Below are 19,676 nucleotides of genomic sequence, written 5' to 3' on the forward strand. Positions count from 1 at the left end.
CCTGGTGAGACAGGCTCCTATCAGGTCACTTCCGCCCGCCTGGTGACGTGCACGCGAGACCGCCAGGCCGGACGACAGATCCGGCGAAAGACACCCTGGTCAGTTGCTTTGAGGGTCAGACCAGCCCAGGCGATCCCGCCACAACATCCTCTCTGTTGCTTTGAGGGTTGCGTTGGCGGTGGGGTCCCATCACGAGCCGAGCCAAGAGCGGGCCACATGTGAGAAGGGGTGTCAACTCGACGAAAAGCGTGTCGAGTTGACACCCCTTCTCACATGCAGCAAGGGCTATGGCGCGACTCGTGATGGGACCCCACCGCCTGGCCCGCGCGGTAAGGACGGCTTGCCTTCGGCTTCGCTGGCTGTTAGGCGTTGCTGCTGCGGTTTGCTGCGTATGCGGCTAGTGACACCAGTTGTGCTGGGTCCAGGGATGGGCGCACTACGTTTCGTGCTTTTGTCAGGTGGGTTTGTGTTACTTCTGCTGCGTCTAGTGATTCGCGCATTGCCGTTAGTGCTGCTTCTCGTACTAGGGCTGCGCAGTCCGCTGCTGAGTACATTTCCAGTTCGCCTGCCAGGGTGGCCAGGTTTACGTCTTCGGACAGTGGTGTGTTGCGGGATGTTGCCTTGAGGATTTCCGTGCGGGCCTCTGCGTCTGGTGGTGGCACGTAGACGAGGCGTTCCAGGCGGCCTGGGCGTAGTAGGGCCGGGTCGATCAGCTCTGGGCGGTTTGTTGCGGCGATCACCACTACGTCGCGCAGTGGTTCTACACCGTCCAGTTCTGTCAGGAGGGCGGCTACCACTCGGTCGGTTACGCCTGAGTCTGAGGATTGGCCTCTGCGTGGGGCGAGGGCGTCCACCTCGTCCAGGAAGATCAGGGCCGGGGCTGCGTCTGCTGCTCTGCGGAAGAGTTCTCGTACTGCTCGTTCCGACTCGCCTACGAACTTGTCCATCAGTTCGGCGCCCTTGACCGTCAGGACGTTCAGTTGGCCTGAGCCTGCCAGGGCTCGTACCAGGAACGTCTTGCCGCATCCCGGTGGGCCGTAGAGCAGGACGCCTCGTGGGGGTTCTACGCCCAGGCGGGCGAAGGAGTCCGGGTAGCGCAGGGGCCAGAGGGCTGCCTCGGTGAGGGCCTGCTTGACCTCCTTCATGTCGCCTACGTCGTCCAGCGTGAGTCCGCCGGTTTGCACGGTGTCCGAGGCGGACATGGAGATCGGGCGGACTGTGTTCAGGGCGGCCAGCAGGTCTTCCTGGCCCACTCGGGGTTCTGCCACCTCGCGTTGGCGTAGGGCGGCTCGGACTGCTGCTTCTCGGCGGAGGGCGCAGAGGTCTGCCGCTACGAAGCCTGGAGTGCGGGCGGCTACCTCGCCGAAGTCCACATCGGACTCCAAAGGGACGTCGCGGAGCAGTACGCGCAGTAGTTCGGTTCTGCCTGCTGTGTCCGGCAGGGGGAGCGTCAGTTCGCGGTCTACCAGGTCTGGGGCGCGTAGGCGGGCGTCCGCGGATTCTGCCCTTGCCGAGGTGACCACCAGGGCGAGGTTCGGGCGGGAGATCGCTGTGCGGAGCATGTCCAGGACGACGGTGGCCACCGGTGGTGGGGTGGTGGGCAGCAGGGCGTCGATGTCTGTCAGGAGCAGGACTGTGGGCTGTTCTGGGACGCCTGCGATCGCGTCGCCCAGTTGTTTGGCCATCGCGCCCGGTTCCAGGACGGCGATGCTGGGGGCGGCCAGTTCCACCACGGCGGCGTCGAGGGACCTGGCTACCGCGCGGACCAGCGTTGCCTTGCCGACGCCCTCCGGGCCGCTGACCATTGCGGCCAACCTCGCGGAGGCGCCCAGCTTCGTGAGGAGTTCTGGCTGGCGGAACATCAGTTCCAGCCACTCGGTGAGGCGGCGGGCCTGGTCGCGCTGGCCCACCAGGTCGGCGACGGGGAGTGCGTCGTGCTTCTCCTGCACCACGACAGGGGTCACCTCGGCGGCCGGGGCCTGGGCCGAGCGCCAGCCCACGACGCTCGACGGCTGCACCGCCACCGGGCCCGCCGGGTCGGTCGAGGTGATGGTGATGAGTTCGTTGGTCCACGTCATGCCGATGGCGTTGGACAGCTTGCGGCGCGTCTCGGAGAGGTTCGCGCCGGGCGGCGGTGCCAGGTCCTGGGGGAGCAGCGAGACGTTGTCGCCGACGGTGAGGACCTTGCCGGTCAACGCCATGCGCACGTGTTCCGGCGTTAGTGCTGTGGTGGCGAGGCGGGAGCCTGCGACGGTGATCGAGCGCGCGGCCGTGACCTGGACCGGGGCCACGACGATCTCGGAACCCTCGACCACGCCCAGGTTGGTGAGCGTGACGTCGTCGACCAGGACGACGCCGGGCGGTTGTTCGCCCGCCGCCGCCAGGGCAGCGCTCACGCGGGCGCCGGTCAGCTTCACCGCGTCCCAGGCGCGCAGGCCCAGGGCGTCGAGCACCTCCGGGTGGAGGCGGACTACGCCGCGCCGGGTGTCCAGAGCGGACGGGGACAGGCGAGCCGTCAGCGTGATCACGCCGACGACTCTAGTTGACCTCGTCCGAATGCGGAGTTCGTTGGCAGCGGGGGCAAAAACCGGGGCCGGACACGTTCGACGTGCCCGGCCCCGGTTGGAAGTGCTGGCGATCAGCGCTTGGGCTGGCGCCTCAGTCCCAGCTGACGCCACGAACGGCGGCGCCCGTTGGCACCGGACGCCGCGCTTTCCGCCGCAGCAGCGGTAGAAGCGTCACGCCGAGGCCGGCGCACCGCCCGCATGGCCGCACCAGCGACACGACCGTGCAAAGGCTGACGCAGCCCAAGCCGACGAGCCGCAACCCCATGCGCCCGCTTGATGGCACGACGATCAGCCCCGGTAACGGTCCACGCCTCAGGATGCTTGGACAGCCACATGTACCGGCGCACCGAGTAAGGCAGGTGCGCCAAATACACGACCATTGCGATGATCAAAGCCACCAACGGGTACGTGATGATCGCGGCGGCGAGCAGTCCGATAAGGACCAGCAAAGGCGCGACCGCACGCGGCGGCACCTTCACGGTCTTCACGGACAAAGTCGGAATCCGCGATACCAAAAGCATCGCCACGACCACAGTCCATACGCCGACGACGATCGGGCTGTTCCACCAGCCGTCACTCCGCACCTGCTCCTCGATGATCAAAGGCAGCAGCAGCAACAAGCCGCCGGCCGGAGCGGGGACGCCGACGAAGAACTCCTTCGCGAACGGCGGTTGTTCCTTCTCCAGCAACGTGTTGAAGCGGGCCAGGCGGACCACCATGCAGACGGCGAAGATCAGTGCGATGACCCAGCCGGCGCGGCTGCCCTCGAACTTCCAGAGGTAGATCGCGAGTGCGGGCGCGACGCCGAACGAGATGGCGTCGGCCAGCGAGTCGAGTTCCGCGCCCATCTTCGACGTCGCGTCCAGCATGCGGGCGATGCGGCCGTCGAGGCCGTCGAACACGGCTGCTGCCGCGATCGCGGCGATGGCCGCGCCCCACATGCCGACGTTCGCGAAGTGCACCGCGGACAGGCCCGAGCACATGGCCAGGACTGTGATCGCGTTCGGCAGCAGGCGAACGCCGGGCCCGCTGGGCGCCATCAGGCCTCCGGGAGTTCGGCGAGAACGGTCTCGCCGCCGATCGTGCGCTGGCCTGCTTCGACCAGGACACGGCTACCGCGCGGGACGTAGAGGTCGACGCGCGAACCGAAGCGGATCAGGCCGTAGGTCTGGCCGGCGGTGACCTTCTCGCCCTCGGCGACCTCGCACACGATGCGGCGCGCGACCAGGCCGGCGATCTGCACGACGACGAGGTCGTGGCCGTCGACGGTGCGCAGCAACACGGTGTTGCGCTCGTTCTCCTCGGAGGCCTTGTCGAGGTCGGCCGAGAGGAACTTGCCGGGGTGGTACGAGACCTGGACGACCTCGCCGTCCGCGGGCACGCGCTGCACGTGCACGTCGAAGACCGAGAGGAAGACGCTGACGCGCGTCATCGGCTGCGAGCCGAGGCCGAGCTCGGCGGGCGGGACGGCGTCGACCACGTGCGAGACGGTGCCGTCGGCCGGGGCCACGGCGAGGTTCGGACGGGTCGGCGTCACGCGCTTCGGCTCGCGGAAGAACCACGCCACCCACGCCGTGACCAGCGCGAGGACGACGCCCAGGCGCTTGAAGCGCAGCCGGACGAGGAGGGTCGCGATCGCCGCACCGGCGACGAACGGGCGCCCAGCCGGGTGCATCGGCGGCACCATGCCGCGCGCGAGTTCGAGGAAGTGGGAGACGGGCTTCTCGCTGCTCATCGTGTCTGTGGGTTCCGTAGCTTCCGTGGATTGTCGGGCAGCATCACGCTACGGCAACACGCCACACCGCCCATCGGGACTGCCGGAAAGACAAGTGGCCGGTCGGCCCGTGCATCCCCCGACGAATGCAGGGGCCGACCGGCACCTGCGGTCAGTGTAATCCCCGTCACATGGCGTGAACAACGTCGCTGGGTGAGCGTTCCGTCACAGTCCGTCGACGCCAAGCGCCTGCAGTCTGAAACGCACGTCAGGCACCTGGTTTGCGTCACGCACGGCGGGCGCGACCAGGTCCTCCGGATAGACCGCAGCTCCGTCCGGCATCCGCAGTACGAACAGTCCGCCCCAGTTGAGTTCCAGCGTCGCGCGGCCGGCCGTCACGAGCAGGTCAGCGACCATGCACCCGAGCAGTTCCGTCACGGCGTCGACGGCCGCTTCGTGCACCTCCTCCGTGGTCAGCGAGGCGTCCACAGGAGCTCCGGTCAGCTTGTGCAGCTCGGCCCGGGACAACGCCGCCAGCACGTCGGCCGGCGTCTCGCCGACCTTGCTCACCCTGCCCGCGTGCCGCAGCAGGTCCGCGTGCTGACGGACGAGCGCCGGTCCGGCCAGCGCGGCGAGCTCCTCCCAGGTGATCGGTGGCCCCTGCACCCCGACGAGCGCCGCCACCTCCTCGGGTGGCGTGCCGTCGAGCAACGGCCAGGACTGCCGTTCGTCGACCGCCTCGGCCACGCCGCCGGTGAACGGCGAGAGCCGCGCGATCGTCGCGACCCGCTCCCGGACCGGCGGATGGCTGTTGAACACCGACTTCGGCTCCTGCGCGGCCAGCAGCGGCTCGATCTCGCGCAGCTGGTGCACGCGCCGCGGGTGGTCCAGGTAGGCGCGGAAGCCCTCCAGCAACGGCGGCGTGCGTCCGGCCAGCACCGCCAGCGCGACGTACCAGCGCTGGTAGTCGGCCCAGGCGACGCCGAGCGGGCCGCCGCGCAGCAACGACCGCATCGACGCCTCACGCCCGGCCGCCGCGACGGACACCTCGTCGGCGAACCGCTCGTGTACCCGGCTCGCCGAGGCGGCGACCAGCGCATACAGCCTCGCCCACGCGTAGAGGACACCGCTCAGGTAACCGGCGCCCTGCTCGCTCATCATCCCGAGGGCGACCTTCGCGCGGAACGTGACGGCGGAGAGTCGCGTGTGCCCGCCGCCGTAGTGGCCGAGCTCGTGGGCGAGGACCGACCGCAGTTCGCCGATCGTCATGCCGGCCACCCATGGCAGGCCGAGCTCCAGGTACCGCGTGCCGCGGCGTTCCCAGACGCCCGCGTTCGCCTCGTTGACGAGCCGGATGTCGTCAGGACTGCGGGTGCCGGCGATCGCCGCGAGCTCGTCGACGTGCCGCCAGAGCTCGGGGTGCGTCGCGCGGGTCAGTGGCACGCCGGTCGCCCGCGGGCGCGCCCAGATCGCTCTGACCAGCGCGTACAGCGTCGGCGCGGCCAAGATGAGCGCCAACGCCAGGAGCCACGACCCGCCCTCGACGTCACCTCGGCCGAAGAGGACGGACGCGAGGACGCCCAGGCTCGCGATGATGCCCACCGCGAGCACGAAGAACCCGGCGAGCATCACCAATGCCAGCGCCGCTCTCATGTCCTGCTTCCCCCAGATCGTTCAGAACTACTGCAGGTATCTCACGGTGACCTCGGCCCCCGCAGCCAGTTCGGTCACGTCCTCGGGCACCTCGATCAGGCAGTTCGACAGCGCGAGCGCCGACAGCAGGTGCGATCCCGGACCGCCGACGGGCGTCACGACCTGGCCGGACGACGGGTCGTGCAGGCCGCGCCGGAACTGCGTCCTGCCCGCCGGAGACGTCAGCCCCGTCGTGATCCTCGCGCGTGCGGTGGGACGTTCGGTCTGCCGGTGGCCCATGGACGCCAGCAGCGCCGGCCGCACGAAGACCTCGAACGACACCTGCGCGCTCACGGGGTTGCCCGGCAGCGACAGCACCGGCACGCCCTCGTACCGGCCGGAGCCCTGTGGTCCACCCGGCTGCATCGCGACCTTGGTGAACTGCATGTCGTGGTCCGCGAGGGCGTCCTTGACCACCTCGTACGCGCCCGCGCTGACCCCGCCGGACGTCACGATCACGTCCACCGCGCCCAGGTACGGCTTCAGCGCCTGGTGGAACGCCTCGACGTCGTCCGGCACGAACCGCAGCTGGGTGGCGACGCAGCCCGCGTCCCGCACGGCGGAGGCGAGCATCATGCCGTTCGACTCGTAGATCTGGCCGAGCTCCAGCGGCCGGCCCGGTTCGACCAGCTCGGAGCCCGTCGACAGGACCAGCACGCGCGGGCGGCGGCGGACCGGCAGCTCGGGCAGGCCGAGTGCGGAGGCGAGGCCGAGCGTGGACGGGCGCAGCACGGTGCCCGCGGCCAGCACCGCGTCGCCCTTCTGCACGTCGTCGCCGCCGATGCGGATGTTCTGGCCGGGCTCCACGGCCCGGTGGATGGCCACGGTCTCGGTGCCGCCGTCGGTCCACTCGACCTGGACCACCGCGTCCGCGCCGGGAGGCAGCGGGGCGCCGGTCATGATCCGCTGCACCGTGCCGGGCTCCAGCGGGTTCAGCTGTGTGCGGCCCGCCGGGATGTCGTCCGCCACGACGAGACGGACCGTCTCGTCTCGGCGGAGGTCGGCGGCGCGCACCGCGTACCCGTCCATCGCGGAGTTGTCGAACGGTGGCAGGGCGAGCGGCGCGATGACGTCGGCGGCGAGCACGAGCCCGAGGCACTCCTCGAGCGGGAGTTGCAGCACGGGCATCGACCCGACGAGCTCCGCGACGCGCTGGCGGTGTTCGGCGACAGTGGTGGGGGACACGACTGCATACTGCCAACGTCGCGGTGGCCGTGACGATCGCTTTGCCCCGTTTCCTCCCGGAGGTGTTGTTCGTGCAGGTCCGGACCAGGCACACACCGACGTTCGGCGTGGCGAGACTCGTTCTCGCGCCCGGCGAGGCGGTGGTGGCGGACCCGCTGACCATCGCGGCCACCAGCTACGGGCTCGTCGTCGAGGTGAAGGGCGCGGGCGCCAAGGCCGTCGCGCTGTGCACGGCGGGCGCGGAGGGCGGCTGGATCGACGCGGCGCCCGTGCTGCCGGGAGACCTGCACCAGGTCGAGCTCGACGGTACGCACGGCTGGTGCCTCGCCCGGCACAGCTGGATCGCGTCGAGCAGCACGGTCGCGATGAACCCCGGGGCGCCGCCGATGCAGGCGATCTTCGGGGGCGCCGAGGGCTTCATGAACTACGCGCATGGTCAGGGAGCGATGGTGCTCGCCTGTTACGGCGCGCTCGACCTCGTGACGCTGGAAGCAGGCGAAGCGGTGACCATCAGCAGCGATCACGTCGTGGCGTTCGCGGACACCGTGCAATGCCGTCTTCGGCCCTCGGCACCGGATGGCGCGCAATCCATTCAGACAGGTGAGGGCCTGGTGTTCGACTTCGCCGGTCCCGGTGCCGTGCTGACCCAGGCGCGTGGACCCCGCAGGCTCACCACCTGGTTGCGCGCCAACGGAGTCAGCCCCTCGTTCATGACTCCGTAAGGAGGTATCCGCGTGAGATTTCTTTCTTTAGCGTTGCGTTCTGCGCTTTGCGCGAGGTGCGTGATCTGAAGGAGGACGTCTTGGCTCTCGGTACCGTCAAGTGGTTCAACTCCGAAAAGGGATACGGCTTCATCGCAACCGATGGCGGGCCCGACGTGTTCGTGCACTACTCGGCGATCCAGATGGAAGGCTTCCGGACGCTCTCAGAAGGCGACCGGGTGGAGTTCGAGGTGCAGGCCGGGCGGGACGGGCGCAGCCAGGCCTCGGACGTGCGCCGCGCCAGTTAGAACCGACCTGATCACAGCTTGGGCCAACCCCCGGCACGCCGATCCGGCCGGACGTTAGGCTGCCTCGCGTGTCGGAGGACCTGAGCGGACGGCGAATCGCCCATTACCGGATCGACGGTGTGCTGGGTCGCGGTGGCATGAGCGTGACGTACCGGGCCACAGACGTGAGACTGGGCCGGAAGGTCGCTCTCAAGGTCATCGGTGAGCACCTGGCGCCCGACGCGGAGTTCCGCGAGCGGTTCGTCGACGAGGCGCGCAACACGTCCGCGATCGACCACGCGAACATCGTGCCGCTGTACGACTTCGACGAGGTCGACGGCCTGCTCTACATCGCGATGCGGCTCGTGGACGGCCAGGACCTGTCCGGGCACATCAAGGAGGGCCCGCTCACCCCGGCACGCACGTTGATGCTGCTCGCCCAGGTGGCCGAAGCGCTCGACATGCTGCACGGCAAGGGCCTCGTGCACCTCGACGTGAAGCCGGCCAACGTGCTGGTGACCCAGAAGGAGGGCGTGCGCGAGCACGTCTACGTCGCCGACTTCGGCCTGACCCGCCGCGGCGCCACCGGGCACCGCACCCGAACGGGTGATTTCCTCGGCTCGCCGACCTACGCGGCGCCGGAGCACCTGCGCGGCGAGCCCGTCGACGGCCGCACCGACCAGTACGCCCTCGCCTGCATGCTCTTCGCCTGCCTGTCCGGCCGTCCGCCGTTCCAGGGCGGCGTGCAGGAGGTCATCGCGGGCCACCTCGGCAGCGTCGTGCCCGCGCTGTCACAGGTCGTGGCGCTGCCGCCGGCGATCGACGACGTGATCCGCAAGGGCACCTCGAAGGACCCGGCGCAGCGGTACGCGAACTGCGCCGAGCTCATCAACGCCGCCCGCGTCGCTCTCGCCGGGGTCGCGCAGAGCTCGGCTCCCGCTCAACTCGGACCGCAGTCCGGCTCGTTCCCCGCTCAAGCGCCGGTCTCCGGGCCGATGCCGGTGCAGCAGGGGCAGTACCAGGGCGGCTACCAGCAGCAGTTGCAGGACCCGGTCCGGCTGCGCCCGCCGAACCAGGTGGGCGTGAGCGCGTTCACGTCGTCGGGCAAGAAGGAACGTCCCGCGTGGTTCGCGCCGGTCATCGCGGCCGTGGCGGCGATCGTGGTGATCATCATCGTGGTGGTGATCCTTTCGCCTGGTGACGAGCCCGCACGGCAGCCCAAGAAGAGCTCCGCCCCGTCGCTGAACATCGGCGACGAGACGACCTCGAAGAAGCCGCTGCCGACCTCTGTGCCGGTGCGCACATCACGCTGAGAGTCGCCTGCGAGTCGTCCGGGTTCGCTTGCACTCGACGTGCCCGAGTGCTAAACACGAACTAGCACTCGGCTCCATCGAGTGCCAAAAAGTGAGGCTGGGACGGTGAGGCCCTCCGGGGTCGTCCGTCGCGGGCACCGAGCCTGGCCACGCGAATCGTGTTCCGCTGCGGGCAAGCGCTCGCAGTGGCCCAGAATCCACATAGGCGGAGGAACACACCGCAATGGCCAAGATGATTGCGTTCGACGAGGAAGCCCGTCGCGGTCTCGAGCGCGGGATGAACATCCTCGCTGACGCCGTCAAGGTGACGCTCGGCCCCAAGGGCCGCAACGTCGTGCTCGAGAAGAAGTGGGGCGCGCCGACCATCACCAACGATGGCGTCTCCATCGCGAAGGAGATCGAGCTCGAGGACCCGTGGGAGAAGATCGGGGCCGAGCTCGTCAAGGAGGTCGCGAAGAAGACCGACGACGTCGCCGGTGACGGTACGACCACCGCGACGGTGCTCGCACAGGCTCTGGTCCGCGAGGGCCTGCGCAACGTGGCTGCCGGCGCCAACCCGCTCGGCCTCAAGCGCGGCATCGAGCAGGCCGTCGAGGCCATTGCCGAGCAGCTCCTGAAGAACGCCCAGGAGATCGAGACGAAGGAGCAGATCGCTGCTACCGCGTCCATCTCCGCCGCTGACCCCACGATCGGCGCGCTCATCGCCGAGGCGATGGACAAGGTCGGCAAGGAAGGCGTCATCACCGTCGAGGAGAGCAACACCCTCGGTCTCGAGCTTGAGCTCACCGAAGGCATGCGCTTCGACAAGGGCTACATCTCCGGTTACTTCGTGACCGACCCCGAGCGTCAGGAAGCGACCCTCGAGGACCCGTACATCCTGCTGTTCGGCTCCAAGATCTCCACGGTCAAGGACCTGCTCCCGCTCCTCGAGAAGGTCATGCAGGGCGGCAAGCCGCTGCTGATCATCTCCGAGGACGTCGAGGGCGAGGCCCTGGCGACCCTGGTCGTCAACAAGATCCGTGGCACCTTCAAGTCCGTCGCCGTCAAGGCGCCTGGCTTCGGTGACCGCCGCAAGGCCATCCTCCAGGACATCGCCACCCTCACCGGTGGCCAGGTCATCACCGAGGACGTCGGCCTGAAGCTGGAGAACGCCGACATCTCGCTGCTGGGCAAGGCCCGCAAGGTCGTCGTCACCAAGGACGAGACGACCATCGTCGAGGGTGCCGGTGACGCCGACCAGATCCAGGGTCGCGTCAACCAGATCCGCGCCGAGATCGAGAAGTCGGACTCCGACTACGACCGCGAGAAGCTCCAGGAGCGCCTCGCCAAGCTCGCCGGCGGCGTCGCCGTCATCAAGGCGGGCGCGGCCACCGAGGTCGAGCTCAAGGAGCGCAAGCACCGCATCGAAGACGCGGTCCGCAACGCCAAGGCCGCCGTCGAGGAGGGCATCGTCGCCGGTGGTGGCGTCGCGCTGCTCCAGGCCGCCGAGGCCGCCTTCGCGGGCCTGAAGCTCACGGGCGACGAGGCCACTGGCGCCAACATCGTCAAGGTCGCCGTCGAGGCTCCGCTGAAGCAGATCGCCGTCAACGCCGGCCTCGAAGGCGGCGTCGTGGTCGAGCGCGTCAAGTCCCTGCCCGCGGGCGAGGGCCTGGACGCCGCGACCGGCGAGTACAAGGACCTGATCAAGGCCGGCATCATCGACCCGGCCAAGGTCACGCGCTCCGCGCTGCAGAACGCCGCGTCCATCGCCGCCCTGTTCCTGACGACGGAAGCCGTCGTCGCGGACAAGCCGGAGAAGAACGCTGCTCCGTCAGCACCGGACGCCGGCGGCATGGACTTCTGAGTCCGCCCGCTTCGCATCACCTCTGAAAGGCCCGGTTCGCTTCGGCGAGCCGGGCCTTTCGGCTTGCCGGGTTTCGGGTGAGCGAATGCGATGCTGTGGACAGGGGTGCGCATGGCGTCGTTCGAAGAGGTGTCCGCCGAGCTGAACCGGGTGGTCGACCAAGTCTGCAGGTGGCAGCGGCCCTGGAGCAGGCGGGACAACTCGCTGACGAGGCCGCGCAGCGCGGTGCGGCAGTGGTCAGATGTCACCACGAGAGCTGCTGAGTTGACCCAGGCCCTCACAGTGGTCCGGCGGGGCGTCGAGAGCTACCACAAGACCCTTCAGGGAGACCGGGCTTCGCCGAACCTGCCAAGCCCCACGGCACCGGCCGGGTCAACTCCAGCCTTCCCGCAGACAACGTGGATCGAGCGCCAGCGCGCGCAACTACCGGCCTACGTCACCAGCGGGTTCCATCGCGACGAGGAGCGGCACGGCGATCTGGTTCAGAGCGGCGCTGAACCCAACGGTGAGGACAGAGCCATCGCCCAGCACTTGGTCGCCATCGGCCGGGTGCGTCCGAGGACGTTCCCGACTGCGGCCCAGCACGTCGAGACCAAGGTGGGGTGGCGCATGCGGATGTCTGGTGTCCGGCGCGCCGAGGTGGTGGTGAACAACCGGCTCTGCGAGGGACCCCTGTCGTGCTTCGAGCTGTTGCCTTTGCTGCTCCTGCCAGGGCAAACGCTGGTCGTACACGATCCGGTAAGGTCCCACACGTTCCAGGGGAAAGGCACCCGGTGAGCTACACGCTTGATGTCTGGTACTACCGGGGCGACGATGTCGCCAGGCCTGCGAACGTTCCCGTGGCCGTCACCTCCAGCTCCGAGTTGAAGGAGCTGCTGGAGTACATGCTGGCGCACGGGCAACCGCATCCCTCGCAGATCGTCGCCCGTGAACGTCCAAGGGTCGGTCCGTACGACGAGCCGGACACCCTGATCAAAGTCGCCGTGGCCATTCCCGAGCGGCAGGGCGCGCTGCTGTTCCTCAGCCCGGAGTCCTGGGAACCGCCCGCAGCCGGAGACGACTCGACCGGCGTGTACGCCACCCTTGGCGACCAGCCAACGTCGGACTCGCCGACGTTGTACGTCGACACCGACACGAAGACGCCGTTTCCGAAGAACTCGGCACTCCCGATCGCCCGAATAGTCGAGGCGCTCGAGGAGTTCCGTCAGACCGGTGAGCGTCCGACCTGCGTGGACTGGCAGGAGTCGGACGTTTCCTGAGCGGTGCACCCGAGCTCGCTATCGTCGCGGACAAGCCGGAAGGCTTGGGCGAGCCACCCAACAACCAACGGCAATGGCGAAGCCGAGGCGTACAAACCAAGCCCCAATCGCAATCGTCGCGAAGCGGCGATGAATTGATCCGGCCCGTCATGACCTGCCCAGCCACCTGCGCAAGGTGACTACGCGCACGCCAGGCGACCACTCCGCTGGAACCCAAATCGTCCAGCCAAAGTCGACCCACTGAAAAACCCCAGAACCCCAGAAAGCCGCCGTAGAACCAAAAACTCAAAGCATGATCGTGGGCGTGACCACAGTCCGCCCAGGCTCTCCGCGAGAATTCACCAGATGCACCAGAATCTGGGTGGTCCCAGCCGGCACATCAGGCAACACGAACCGCCCACCATCATCAGCCCGAGTGCAGGACGACTGATGATCGGCCACCCGGACCTCGACCTCGTGCTCCCCGGCCGGCACCAGCCACCCGTCGATCCGGTGCCGTGACCCGGTCGAGGTGAAGTTCACCATCAACGTCAGGTTGTCCACGGTGAAGGTGATCGTGCCGGTCTGCCCGCCCCGGACTCCGGCGAACGAGCCGGCGCGTTCCCAGCGGGCGACCTCGACGTCCAGGGACTCCAGGGCGATCGCGAACTTCACGCGGTCCACCAGGTCGGCGGGCGGCGGGTCCAGTTCGTCCACGAGCCTGTTCAGTTCGGAGAGGACTGCGGTGTCCTCGGGGCCCCTGCGGTCGTCGCGCGGGTCGATCTCGTTCACCGCGATCCTCCTTCCGTCTCCAGGTAGTTGCGCAGCAGAGTCAGACACCGTCCCCTGGTCGGACCGATGCTGCCGTGGGGCATGGCCAGTGCCTCGGCGACTGCTCGGTACTCCGCGCGGCCCGCGAGCACGGTGAGTCGGAGCAGTTCCTGGCACCTTGTGGTCAGGCGGCCGAACGCGAGCCACAGGCGGCGGTCGCGGTCGTCCAGGAGCGTGACGTCCTCGGGCAGGCCGGTGTCGGATTCGAGCTGTTCGGCGTATTCGTCGGACAGGTGCGTTTCCCGCTTGTTGGGTGTCCAGGTTCGGCGTGCTTCACGCCTCGTCGTGACAACCAGGTACCCGACCAGGGCTTTTGGCTCGTTGATGTTCTCGATGTTCTTCAAGAACGCGAGCCACACGGTCTGCACGACGTCTTCGGCGGCAGCCCGGTCGAGGCCCTGCCCGCGGGCCACGTGCCACAGCAGCGGGGTCAGCTCGGTCACCAGGACGTCCAGCGCGCGGCGGTTGCCCTCGCGTGCCGCGGCCACGCACACCGCGTGCCGTTCGGTGCCTTCAAGCCCGTCCCACGGCGGACGGTCATCCGCCGTGTGCAGCTCGTCCATGCAGCACCTCCGATCGGCCGCCCTGTCAGCGCCGTCCGCCAACTCATGAAGGGCTAACTGGGCGGTAGATACAAAATTCACTCGATTGGAGCAGTGTCACCGCCAAGGTGACCCTCATCTTCCTCCGGGTACGCCAGCGGCCCGTGAATCCCCCTCCGAGTCACGGGCCGCCAGTGGTGGGAGCCCGCGCCGGCCGGCACCCCTCGAACCGACCGACGCGTGCTCCACGCCTGAAAAGCGCTCATCATGAAGGAGCGGAACTCAGGCGAGCAGATACAGCTTCTGACGCACCGAACGGCCCGCGCGCTCCCGATTCCCGAAAGCACACAGCGAAGAACGTTATGGTCTAGACCATGCCGATTCTCGAAGTGATCGCACTGGACGCGCAGGACGCCGTGGCCGCACAGGCCGGCGGCGCCGACCGGCTCGAACTGGTTGCCGACATGGCCTCGGACGGCCTCACGCCGTCGGTCGCCACCTTCAAGGAGGTCCTCGCAGCCGTCGACATCCCAGTCCGCGTGATGCTCAGGGACGCCAAGGGTTTCGCGCCCGGCGACCTGAAGGAGTTGCGCCGGAGCGCGGCTGAACTCAGGGAGGCCGGTGCCACCGAGTTCGTCCTCGGCTTCCTCGACGCGGGGGGTGAGATCGACGAGGGCGTCACGCTCAACCTCGCCGCGGAACTGGAGGGCTGCGCCTGGACCTTCCATCGTGCGCTCGACAACTCCAACGACGTCTTCCGGTCCTGGGCGACCGTGCAGACCCTCGGTTGCGACACCGTGCTCGCCGCCGGCAGTGCGAAGGGCGTCGAGGACGGCATCGAGAACCTGAAGAAGCTCGTCGCCCAGGCTCCGCCCGCGCTGCTCGTCGGCGGCGGGCTGCAGGCTCGGCACGTGCCGGAACTGCTGGCAGCGGGCGTGAACGGATTTCACGTTGGCAGCGCCGTCCGTCCGTCCGGATGGGACTCACCGGTCGATTCGGCATCAGTTCGGGAATGGGTCGATCGTCTGGTCTAGACCCTTGCCCTGGAGCGTTCTACAGTCACGTTGCTTCATGTGAAATGGCTGTTGCACGATACGCAATGCGGAGGGCGCGATGAGGCTGAAGGCACTTGTGGCCGTGCTGGGCGTGGGCGCGGTGGTCGCCTGCGCACCGGTGCAGTCAGGTCCGACGAGCTCGGGCACGGACGAGCAGACGGGACAGCTGCGGGTCTGGCTGTTCGACGAGGTCAACCGCGGCCCCAAGGAGGCCGTGGTCAAGGAGGCGATCTCCGAGTTCCAGGGCAAGCACAGCGGCGTCACCGTCGACGTGCAGTACATCCAGGTGTCCAGCCGGGCGGAACGCTTCAAGGCCGCCTTCAGCGACCCGAAGAGCGCCCCGGACGTCGCCGAGTTCGGCAACACCGACCTGGCGGGCTACGTCTCCGCGGGTGGCTTCTCGGAGCTCGACCTGGGCAAGTGGGACGAGTCGAAGGACCTGGTTCCGTCGATCCTCGACACGGCCAAGGTCGACGGCAAGACCTACGGCGTGCCGTGGTTCGTCGGCGTGCGCGCTCTGTACTACCGCACGGACGTGTTCAGCGAGCTCGGCCTCAAGCCGCCGACGACGCTGGACGAGATCGCGCCGCTCGCCCGGCAGATCCGGCAGAAGAAGCCGGAGCTGATCGGCATCTCGGCCGGCGGCAAGTACCTGTTCGCCGCGCTGCCGTTCATCTGGGCGCAGGGCGGGGACATCGCCAAGCAGGACGGCGGCAAGTTCACCGCCGCCATCGACAGCGCCGAGGCCAAGGCCGGTGTCGCCAAGTACACCGAGCTGATCAAGGACGACATCTGCCCGCCCGCCACCTGCGCGGGCAACGGCGGTGACGCGAGCGTCGAGGCGTTCCGCGCGGGCAAGGCCGCGATGACCATCGGCGGCGACTTCAACCGCAAGTCCGTCGACGCGTCCAGTGCGGCCGGCAAGTACGGCGTCGTGCCGCTGCCCGGCAAGACCAAGGACTCGGTCGCTCCCGCGTTCGCCGGCGGCAACCTGCTCGGCGTCATGAAGGGCACGCAGCGCAAGACGCTCGCCAACGAGTTCACGCAGCTGCTCGCCTCGAAGAAGTACCAGCAGAAGATGTACACCGCCATGGGCAACCTGCCGACGTTCAGCGACGTGCAGAAGCAGGTCGCGGACTCCGACAAGTTCCTGGAGCCGTTCACGAAGACCCTGCAGGCGGGCACGAAGTTCGTCCCCGTCACGCCGGCGTGGGCGAAGATCGAGGCGCAGGCCGTGGTGCCGACGATGCTCCAGGAGATCGTCACCGGCGCGAAGAACGTCGACACCGCCACGGCCGACGCCGCCAAGACGATGAACGCGGCCTTCACGTCGTGAGCATGACCGCCAAAGGCCAGGGGCGGACCGCGTTCGCCTACCTGGCTCCAGCGCTGCTGATCCTCGGGGGCCTGCTGGCCTACCCGATCTACCAGCTGGTGCTCATCTCGCTCTACGACTACGGCCAGGAACAGGTGAGCGGCGGCGCGCCGCTCGAGTTCCTCGGTCTCGGGAACTACCGGAACCTGCTGGGGAACCAGCAGTTCTGGGGTGTGCTCGGGCAGACCGTCGCCTTCGCGGCGGTCTGCGTGGTCGGCACGTTGCTGGTGGGCGCGTTCCTCGCGATCCTCGCCACGAGGGTCCGCACCTGGGTCCGGATGACGTTGTTCCTGGCGGCGCTCGGCGCGTGGTCCACGCCCGCCGTCGCCGGCTCGACGATCTGGCTCTTCCTGTTCGACGCGAACTTCGGGTTGGTGAACGAGGTCCTGGGCACCCAGGGCTTCTCCTGGACGTTCGACAAGTGGACGGCGTTCGGACTCGTCGCGGCACAGGTGATCTGGTGCTCGTTCCCGTTCGTCATGGTGACGCTCTTCGCGGGCATCAAGGCGATTCCGGGCGAGGTGCTGGAGGCCGCCGCACTGGACGGCGCGTCGGCGTTCCGCACGGCGTGGAGCGTCACGCTCCCGCTGCTGAAGCCGATCATCCTCGTGGTGACGATCCAGTCGATCATCTGGGACTTCAAGGTCTTCACGCAGATCTACGTGATGACGAACGGCGGCGGCATCGCCGGGCGCAACCTCGTGCTCAACGTCTACGCCTACCAGCAGGCGTTCGCGGCGTCGGAGTACGGCCTGGGCGCGGCCATCGGTGTCGTGATGACCGTGCTGCTCCTGGGAATCACGATGTTCTACCTCCGCGCGCTGCGGCGGTCGGGGGAGGTCCTGTGAGGCGCTGGCTGACCGAGGGCTTCGTCCTCATCATCGCCGCCGTGGTGGCGTTCCCGCTGTTCTGGATGGTGCTGTCCGCGTTCAAACCGGAGGACGAGATCATCTCGGCCGACCCGGTGCCGTGGACGACGCGGCCGACGCTCGACAGCTTCACGCGGGCGCTGACCGTCGCGAACTTCGGGCGCTACTTCATGAACAGCATCATCGTCGCGTTGATCGTGGTGTTCCTGAGCATCCTGATCTCGTTCCTCGCGGCGACCGCGCTGACCCGCTTCCGGTTCCGCAGCCGCACGACGTTGCTGATCATGCTGCTGGTCGTGCAGATGGTGCCGGTCGAGGCGTTGACCGTGCCGCTGTTCTTCCTGATGCGGTCCGTCGGCGACAGCGTTCCGGTGTTCGGCCTGAACCACCTGGGCTCGCTCGTGCTGGTGCACCTGGCTTTCAGCCTGCCGTTCGCGATCTGGATGCTGCGGGGCTTCGTCGCCGCGGTGCCGGTGGAACTGGAGGAGGCCGCCACCCTGGACGGCGCCTCGCGGTTCCGGTTCCTGTGGCAGGTGCTGTTCCCGCTCGTCGCGCCCGGCCTGGTGGCGACGTCGGTGCTGTCGTTCATCCACGCCTGGAACGACTTCCTGTTCGCCAAGACGTTCATCATCTCGGCCGTGGAGAACCAGACCCTGCCGCTGGCTCTCCAGGTGTTCGTCAAACCCGACCAGAACGATTGGGGCGCGATCATGGCGGGCTCCACCCTGATGACCATCCCTGTGCTGATCTTCTTCATGCTCGTGCAGCGCCGGCTCGTGTCCGGGCTCGCGGGGGCGGTGAAGGGATGAACCTGCTGCCACGCCCGGTGTCCTATGTGGACGGCGGAAGGCTTTGTGAGTACCGGGGCTGGGAGAGCGTCCTCGTCGACGGCCCTCCTGGCGGCTACCGGTTGGTCTCGTCCGACGACGGCGTGCTGATCGAGGCGAACGACGCGGCCGGCGAGATGAACGCGCTGCAGACGTTGCGGCAGCTGCTCGGTGCCCAGGCGTTCCGGGCCGCGGGGGAGAAGCCGTCGGTCATCCCCGCGTGCGAGGTCGTCGACTACCCGCGGTTCGAGTGGCGTGGCGTGATGCTGGACGTCTCGCGGCACTTCCTGCCCAAGCGGGAGGTGCTGCGGTACGTCGAGCTGCTGTCGGTGCACAAGCTCAACGTCCTGCACCTGCACCTCACCGACGACCAGGGCTGGCGCTTCGAGGTGAAGCGCTACCCGAAGCTCACCGAGGTGGGGTCGTGGCGGGAGGACTCGAGGTTCGGTGATCGGCGTTCCGCGGGCATGAAAGGCCGTCCGCACGGCGGTTTCTACACGCAGGAAGACCTGCGGGAGATCGTCGAGTACGCACGGGCACGGCACGTCACGGTGATCCCGGAGATCGACATCCCCGGTCACTCCCAGGCGGCGATCGCGGCCTATCCGGAACTGGGCGTGCACGGCGGTGGCGTCTGGACCGACTGGGGTGTCAACGAACGCGTGCTCAACACCGAGGAGTCCACAGTGGACTTCTATCGGAACGTGTTCGACGAGCTGATGGACGTCTTCCCGGCGGAGATCATCGGCCTGGGCGGCGACGAGGCCCCTGGTCACGACGGCGAGCTGGTCCGGGCGATCGCGAAGCACATCGTGCGGAACGGCCGGCGGCCCTACGGGTGGGACGAGATCCTGGAGTCCGGCCCGTTGCCTGTGGGCACGGTCGTCGCGTCCTGGCGCGGTATCGAGGGCGGCGTCACGGCGCTGGGCGACGGACACGACGTGGTCATGTGTCCTGAGCAGCACGTCTACCTGGACTACCGGCAGTCGGACTCGCCCGACGAACCGATTCCGGTCGGAACGGTGACGACGCTGGAGGACGTCTACGCGTGGGAGCCGGTGCCCGAAGGCCTCACGGGCGAGGAGCCCGGACGGCTGCTGGGCGCGCAGGCGAACATCTGGACCGAGCATCTCGACTCGGCCAGGCGGGTGGACTACGCGGCGTTCCCGAGGCTGGCCGCGTTCGCCGAGGTCGTGTGGTCCCCGGCGGAGAAGGATCCCGAGTTCGTGCGGCGGCTGAAGGACCACCACCTGCCCAGGCTCGACGCCCTCGGGGTGGAGTACCGGCCCCTCAACGGACCCCACCCCTGGCAACGGCTACCCGGCGTGCCCGGTTTCCCGCGGTGATCACATCGCAGCGTCTTCCTCGGGCATGAGGATCCAGGCGGCGACGTAGAGGAGCGCTCCGGTGCCGAACCCGAGCAGCGTCGCCGCCACGAGGATGATCCGCAGGATCGCGGCGTCCACGCCGATCATCTTGGCGACGCCGCCGCAGACGCCGGCGAGCATCTTGTCGCCGCGACTCCTGCGGAGCTTCTTGACCTGGGCTGTCGCGTCGTTGAGCACGTTGTTCGTCATGGCTCAAGAGTCGTCGAAACGACGGTCCCGCACATCGGTGACCACCCCGAACCCGACCCT

Annotated in this window: 19 protein-coding genes; 11 read left to right on the forward strand and 8 right to left on the reverse strand. The window is 68.3% G+C overall.

The window, feature by feature from the left end:
* Positions 1 to 362: 362 nt before the first annotated feature.
* The 5 genes from BLR21_RS38595 to moeA all read right to left on the reverse strand — a co-directional run bounded on the left by BLR21_RS38595 (position 363) and on the right by moeA (position 7,158).
* Positions 363 to 2,528 (reverse strand): AAA family ATPase, encoded by a 2,166-nt coding sequence (locus tag BLR21_RS38595; RefSeq protein ID WP_090014748.1) that lies wholly within the window; start codon positions 2,526 to 2,528, stop codon positions 363 to 365.
* 110 nt (positions 2,529 to 2,638) lie between these two features.
* The gene (gene pssA / locus BLR21_RS38600; protein WP_090014750.1) at positions 2,639 to 3,607 is read right to left on the reverse strand and encodes a CDP-diacylglycerol--serine O-phosphatidyltransferase; all 969 of its coding nucleotides are present in this window, start codon (positions 3,605 to 3,607) and stop codon (positions 2,639 to 2,641) included.
* Positions 3,607 to 4,302 (reverse strand): phosphatidylserine decarboxylase, encoded by a 696-nt coding sequence (locus BLR21_RS38605; protein WP_030480613.1) that lies wholly within the window; start codon positions 4,300 to 4,302, stop codon positions 3,607 to 3,609. Before BLR21_RS38605 ends, pssA begins: the two co-directional genes overlap by 1 nt.
* Positions 4,303 to 4,506: 204 nt before the next feature.
* The gene (locus BLR21_RS38610) at positions 4,507 to 5,934 is read right to left on the reverse strand and encodes a M48 family metallopeptidase (protein ID WP_090014752.1); all 1,428 of its coding nucleotides are present in this window, start codon (positions 5,932 to 5,934) and stop codon (positions 4,507 to 4,509) included.
* Between the two features lie 27 nt (positions 5,935 to 5,961).
* Positions 5,962 to 7,158, reverse strand: coding sequence for a molybdopterin molybdotransferase MoeA (gene moeA / locus BLR21_RS38615; protein ID WP_256335212.1), 1,197 nt, complete (start codon positions 7,156 to 7,158; stop codon positions 5,962 to 5,964).
* Positions 7,159 to 7,229: 71 nt separating this feature from the next.
* On the opposite strand from moeA, the gene BLR21_RS38620 reads away from it, so the two are divergent.
* From BLR21_RS38620 to BLR21_RS38645, 6 genes are all read left to right on the forward strand, one after another.
* Positions 7,230 to 7,880 carry an AIM24 family protein gene (locus BLR21_RS38620; RefSeq protein ID WP_090014838.1) on the forward strand — a complete coding sequence of 217 codons (651 nt, stop codon included), beginning with the start codon at positions 7,230 to 7,232 and terminating at the stop codon, positions 7,878 to 7,880.
* An 80-nt stretch (positions 7,881 to 7,960) separates the two neighbouring features.
* Positions 7,961 to 8,167: a cold-shock protein gene (locus BLR21_RS38625; RefSeq protein WP_090014840.1), complete on the forward strand. Its 207-nt coding sequence runs from the start codon at positions 7,961 to 7,963 to the stop codon at positions 8,165 to 8,167.
* 68 nt (positions 8,168 to 8,235) lie between these two features.
* Entirely contained in the window at positions 8,236 to 9,459 is a 1,224-nt protein-coding gene (locus BLR21_RS38630) for a serine/threonine-protein kinase (RefSeq protein ID WP_090014754.1), read from the forward strand.
* Between the two features lie 223 nt (positions 9,460 to 9,682).
* Positions 9,683 to 11,302, forward strand: a complete 1,620-nt coding sequence (gene groL, locus BLR21_RS38635) for a chaperonin GroEL (RefSeq protein WP_090014756.1) — start codon at positions 9,683 to 9,685, stop codon at positions 11,300 to 11,302.
* A 111-nt stretch (positions 11,303 to 11,413) separates the two neighbouring features.
* Positions 11,414 to 12,079, forward strand: a complete 666-nt coding sequence (locus BLR21_RS38640) for a DddA-like double-stranded DNA deaminase toxin (protein ID WP_176929997.1) — start codon at positions 11,414 to 11,416, stop codon at positions 12,077 to 12,079.
* Complete coding sequence (locus BLR21_RS38645) at positions 12,076 to 12,561, forward strand: Imm1 family immunity protein (protein ID WP_176929998.1); 486 nt, start codon at positions 12,076 to 12,078, stop codon at positions 12,559 to 12,561. Before BLR21_RS38640 ends, BLR21_RS38645 begins: the two co-directional genes overlap by 4 nt.
* Positions 12,562 to 12,846: 285 nt before the next feature.
* Here the strand turns inward: BLR21_RS38645 and BLR21_RS38650 are convergent, their stop codons facing one another.
* Together BLR21_RS38650 and BLR21_RS38655 are read right to left on the reverse strand one after the other, a co-directional pair.
* Positions 12,847 to 13,323 carry a carboxypeptidase regulatory-like domain-containing protein gene (locus BLR21_RS38650; protein WP_169746023.1) on the reverse strand — a complete coding sequence of 159 codons (477 nt, stop codon included), beginning with the start codon at positions 13,321 to 13,323 and terminating at the stop codon, positions 12,847 to 12,849.
* 5 nt (positions 13,324 to 13,328) lie between these two features.
* The gene (locus tag BLR21_RS38655; protein WP_090014759.1) at positions 13,329 to 13,934 is read right to left on the reverse strand and encodes an RNA polymerase sigma factor; all 606 of its coding nucleotides are present in this window, start codon (positions 13,932 to 13,934) and stop codon (positions 13,329 to 13,331) included.
* 353 nt (positions 13,935 to 14,287) lie between these two features.
* On the opposite strand from BLR21_RS38655, the gene BLR21_RS38660 reads away from it, so the two are divergent.
* From BLR21_RS38660 to BLR21_RS38680, 5 genes are all read left to right on the forward strand, one after another.
* Complete coding sequence (locus BLR21_RS38660; protein ID WP_090014761.1) at positions 14,288 to 14,947, forward strand: copper homeostasis protein CutC; 660 nt, start codon at positions 14,288 to 14,290, stop codon at positions 14,945 to 14,947.
* 79 nt (positions 14,948 to 15,026) lie between these two features.
* Positions 15,027 to 16,304 carry an extracellular solute-binding protein gene (locus BLR21_RS38665; protein ID WP_090014763.1) on the forward strand — a complete coding sequence of 426 codons (1,278 nt, stop codon included), beginning with the start codon at positions 15,027 to 15,029 and terminating at the stop codon, positions 16,302 to 16,304.
* A 2-nt stretch (positions 16,305 to 16,306) separates the two neighbouring features.
* Positions 16,307 to 17,191, forward strand: a complete 885-nt coding sequence (locus BLR21_RS38670) for a carbohydrate ABC transporter permease (protein ID WP_090014765.1) — start codon at positions 16,307 to 16,309, stop codon at positions 17,189 to 17,191.
* Positions 17,188 to 18,021 carry a carbohydrate ABC transporter permease gene (locus tag BLR21_RS38675; protein ID WP_256335213.1) on the forward strand — a complete coding sequence of 278 codons (834 nt, stop codon included), beginning with the start codon at positions 17,188 to 17,190 and terminating at the stop codon, positions 18,019 to 18,021. The genes BLR21_RS38670 and BLR21_RS38675 overlap by 4 nt, the downstream gene beginning before the upstream one ends.
* On the forward strand, positions 18,018 to 19,385 hold the full coding sequence (locus BLR21_RS38680) for a beta-N-acetylhexosaminidase (protein WP_090014766.1): 1,368 nt from the start codon (positions 18,018 to 18,020) through the stop codon (positions 19,383 to 19,385). The genes BLR21_RS38675 and BLR21_RS38680 overlap by 4 nt, the downstream gene beginning before the upstream one ends.
* Here BLR21_RS38680 and BLR21_RS38685 read toward each other — a convergent pair whose 3' ends face one another.
* Positions 19,386 to 19,616, reverse strand: coding sequence for a PspC domain-containing protein (locus tag BLR21_RS38685; protein ID WP_090014768.1), 231 nt, complete (start codon positions 19,614 to 19,616; stop codon positions 19,386 to 19,388).
* Positions 19,617 to 19,676 lie beyond the last annotated feature (60 nt).

Source organism: Lentzea albidocapillata subsp. violacea (assembly GCF_900100275.1).
GTDB classification, from domain to species: Bacteria; Actinomycetota; Actinomycetes; order Mycobacteriales; family Pseudonocardiaceae; genus Lentzea; species Lentzea violacea.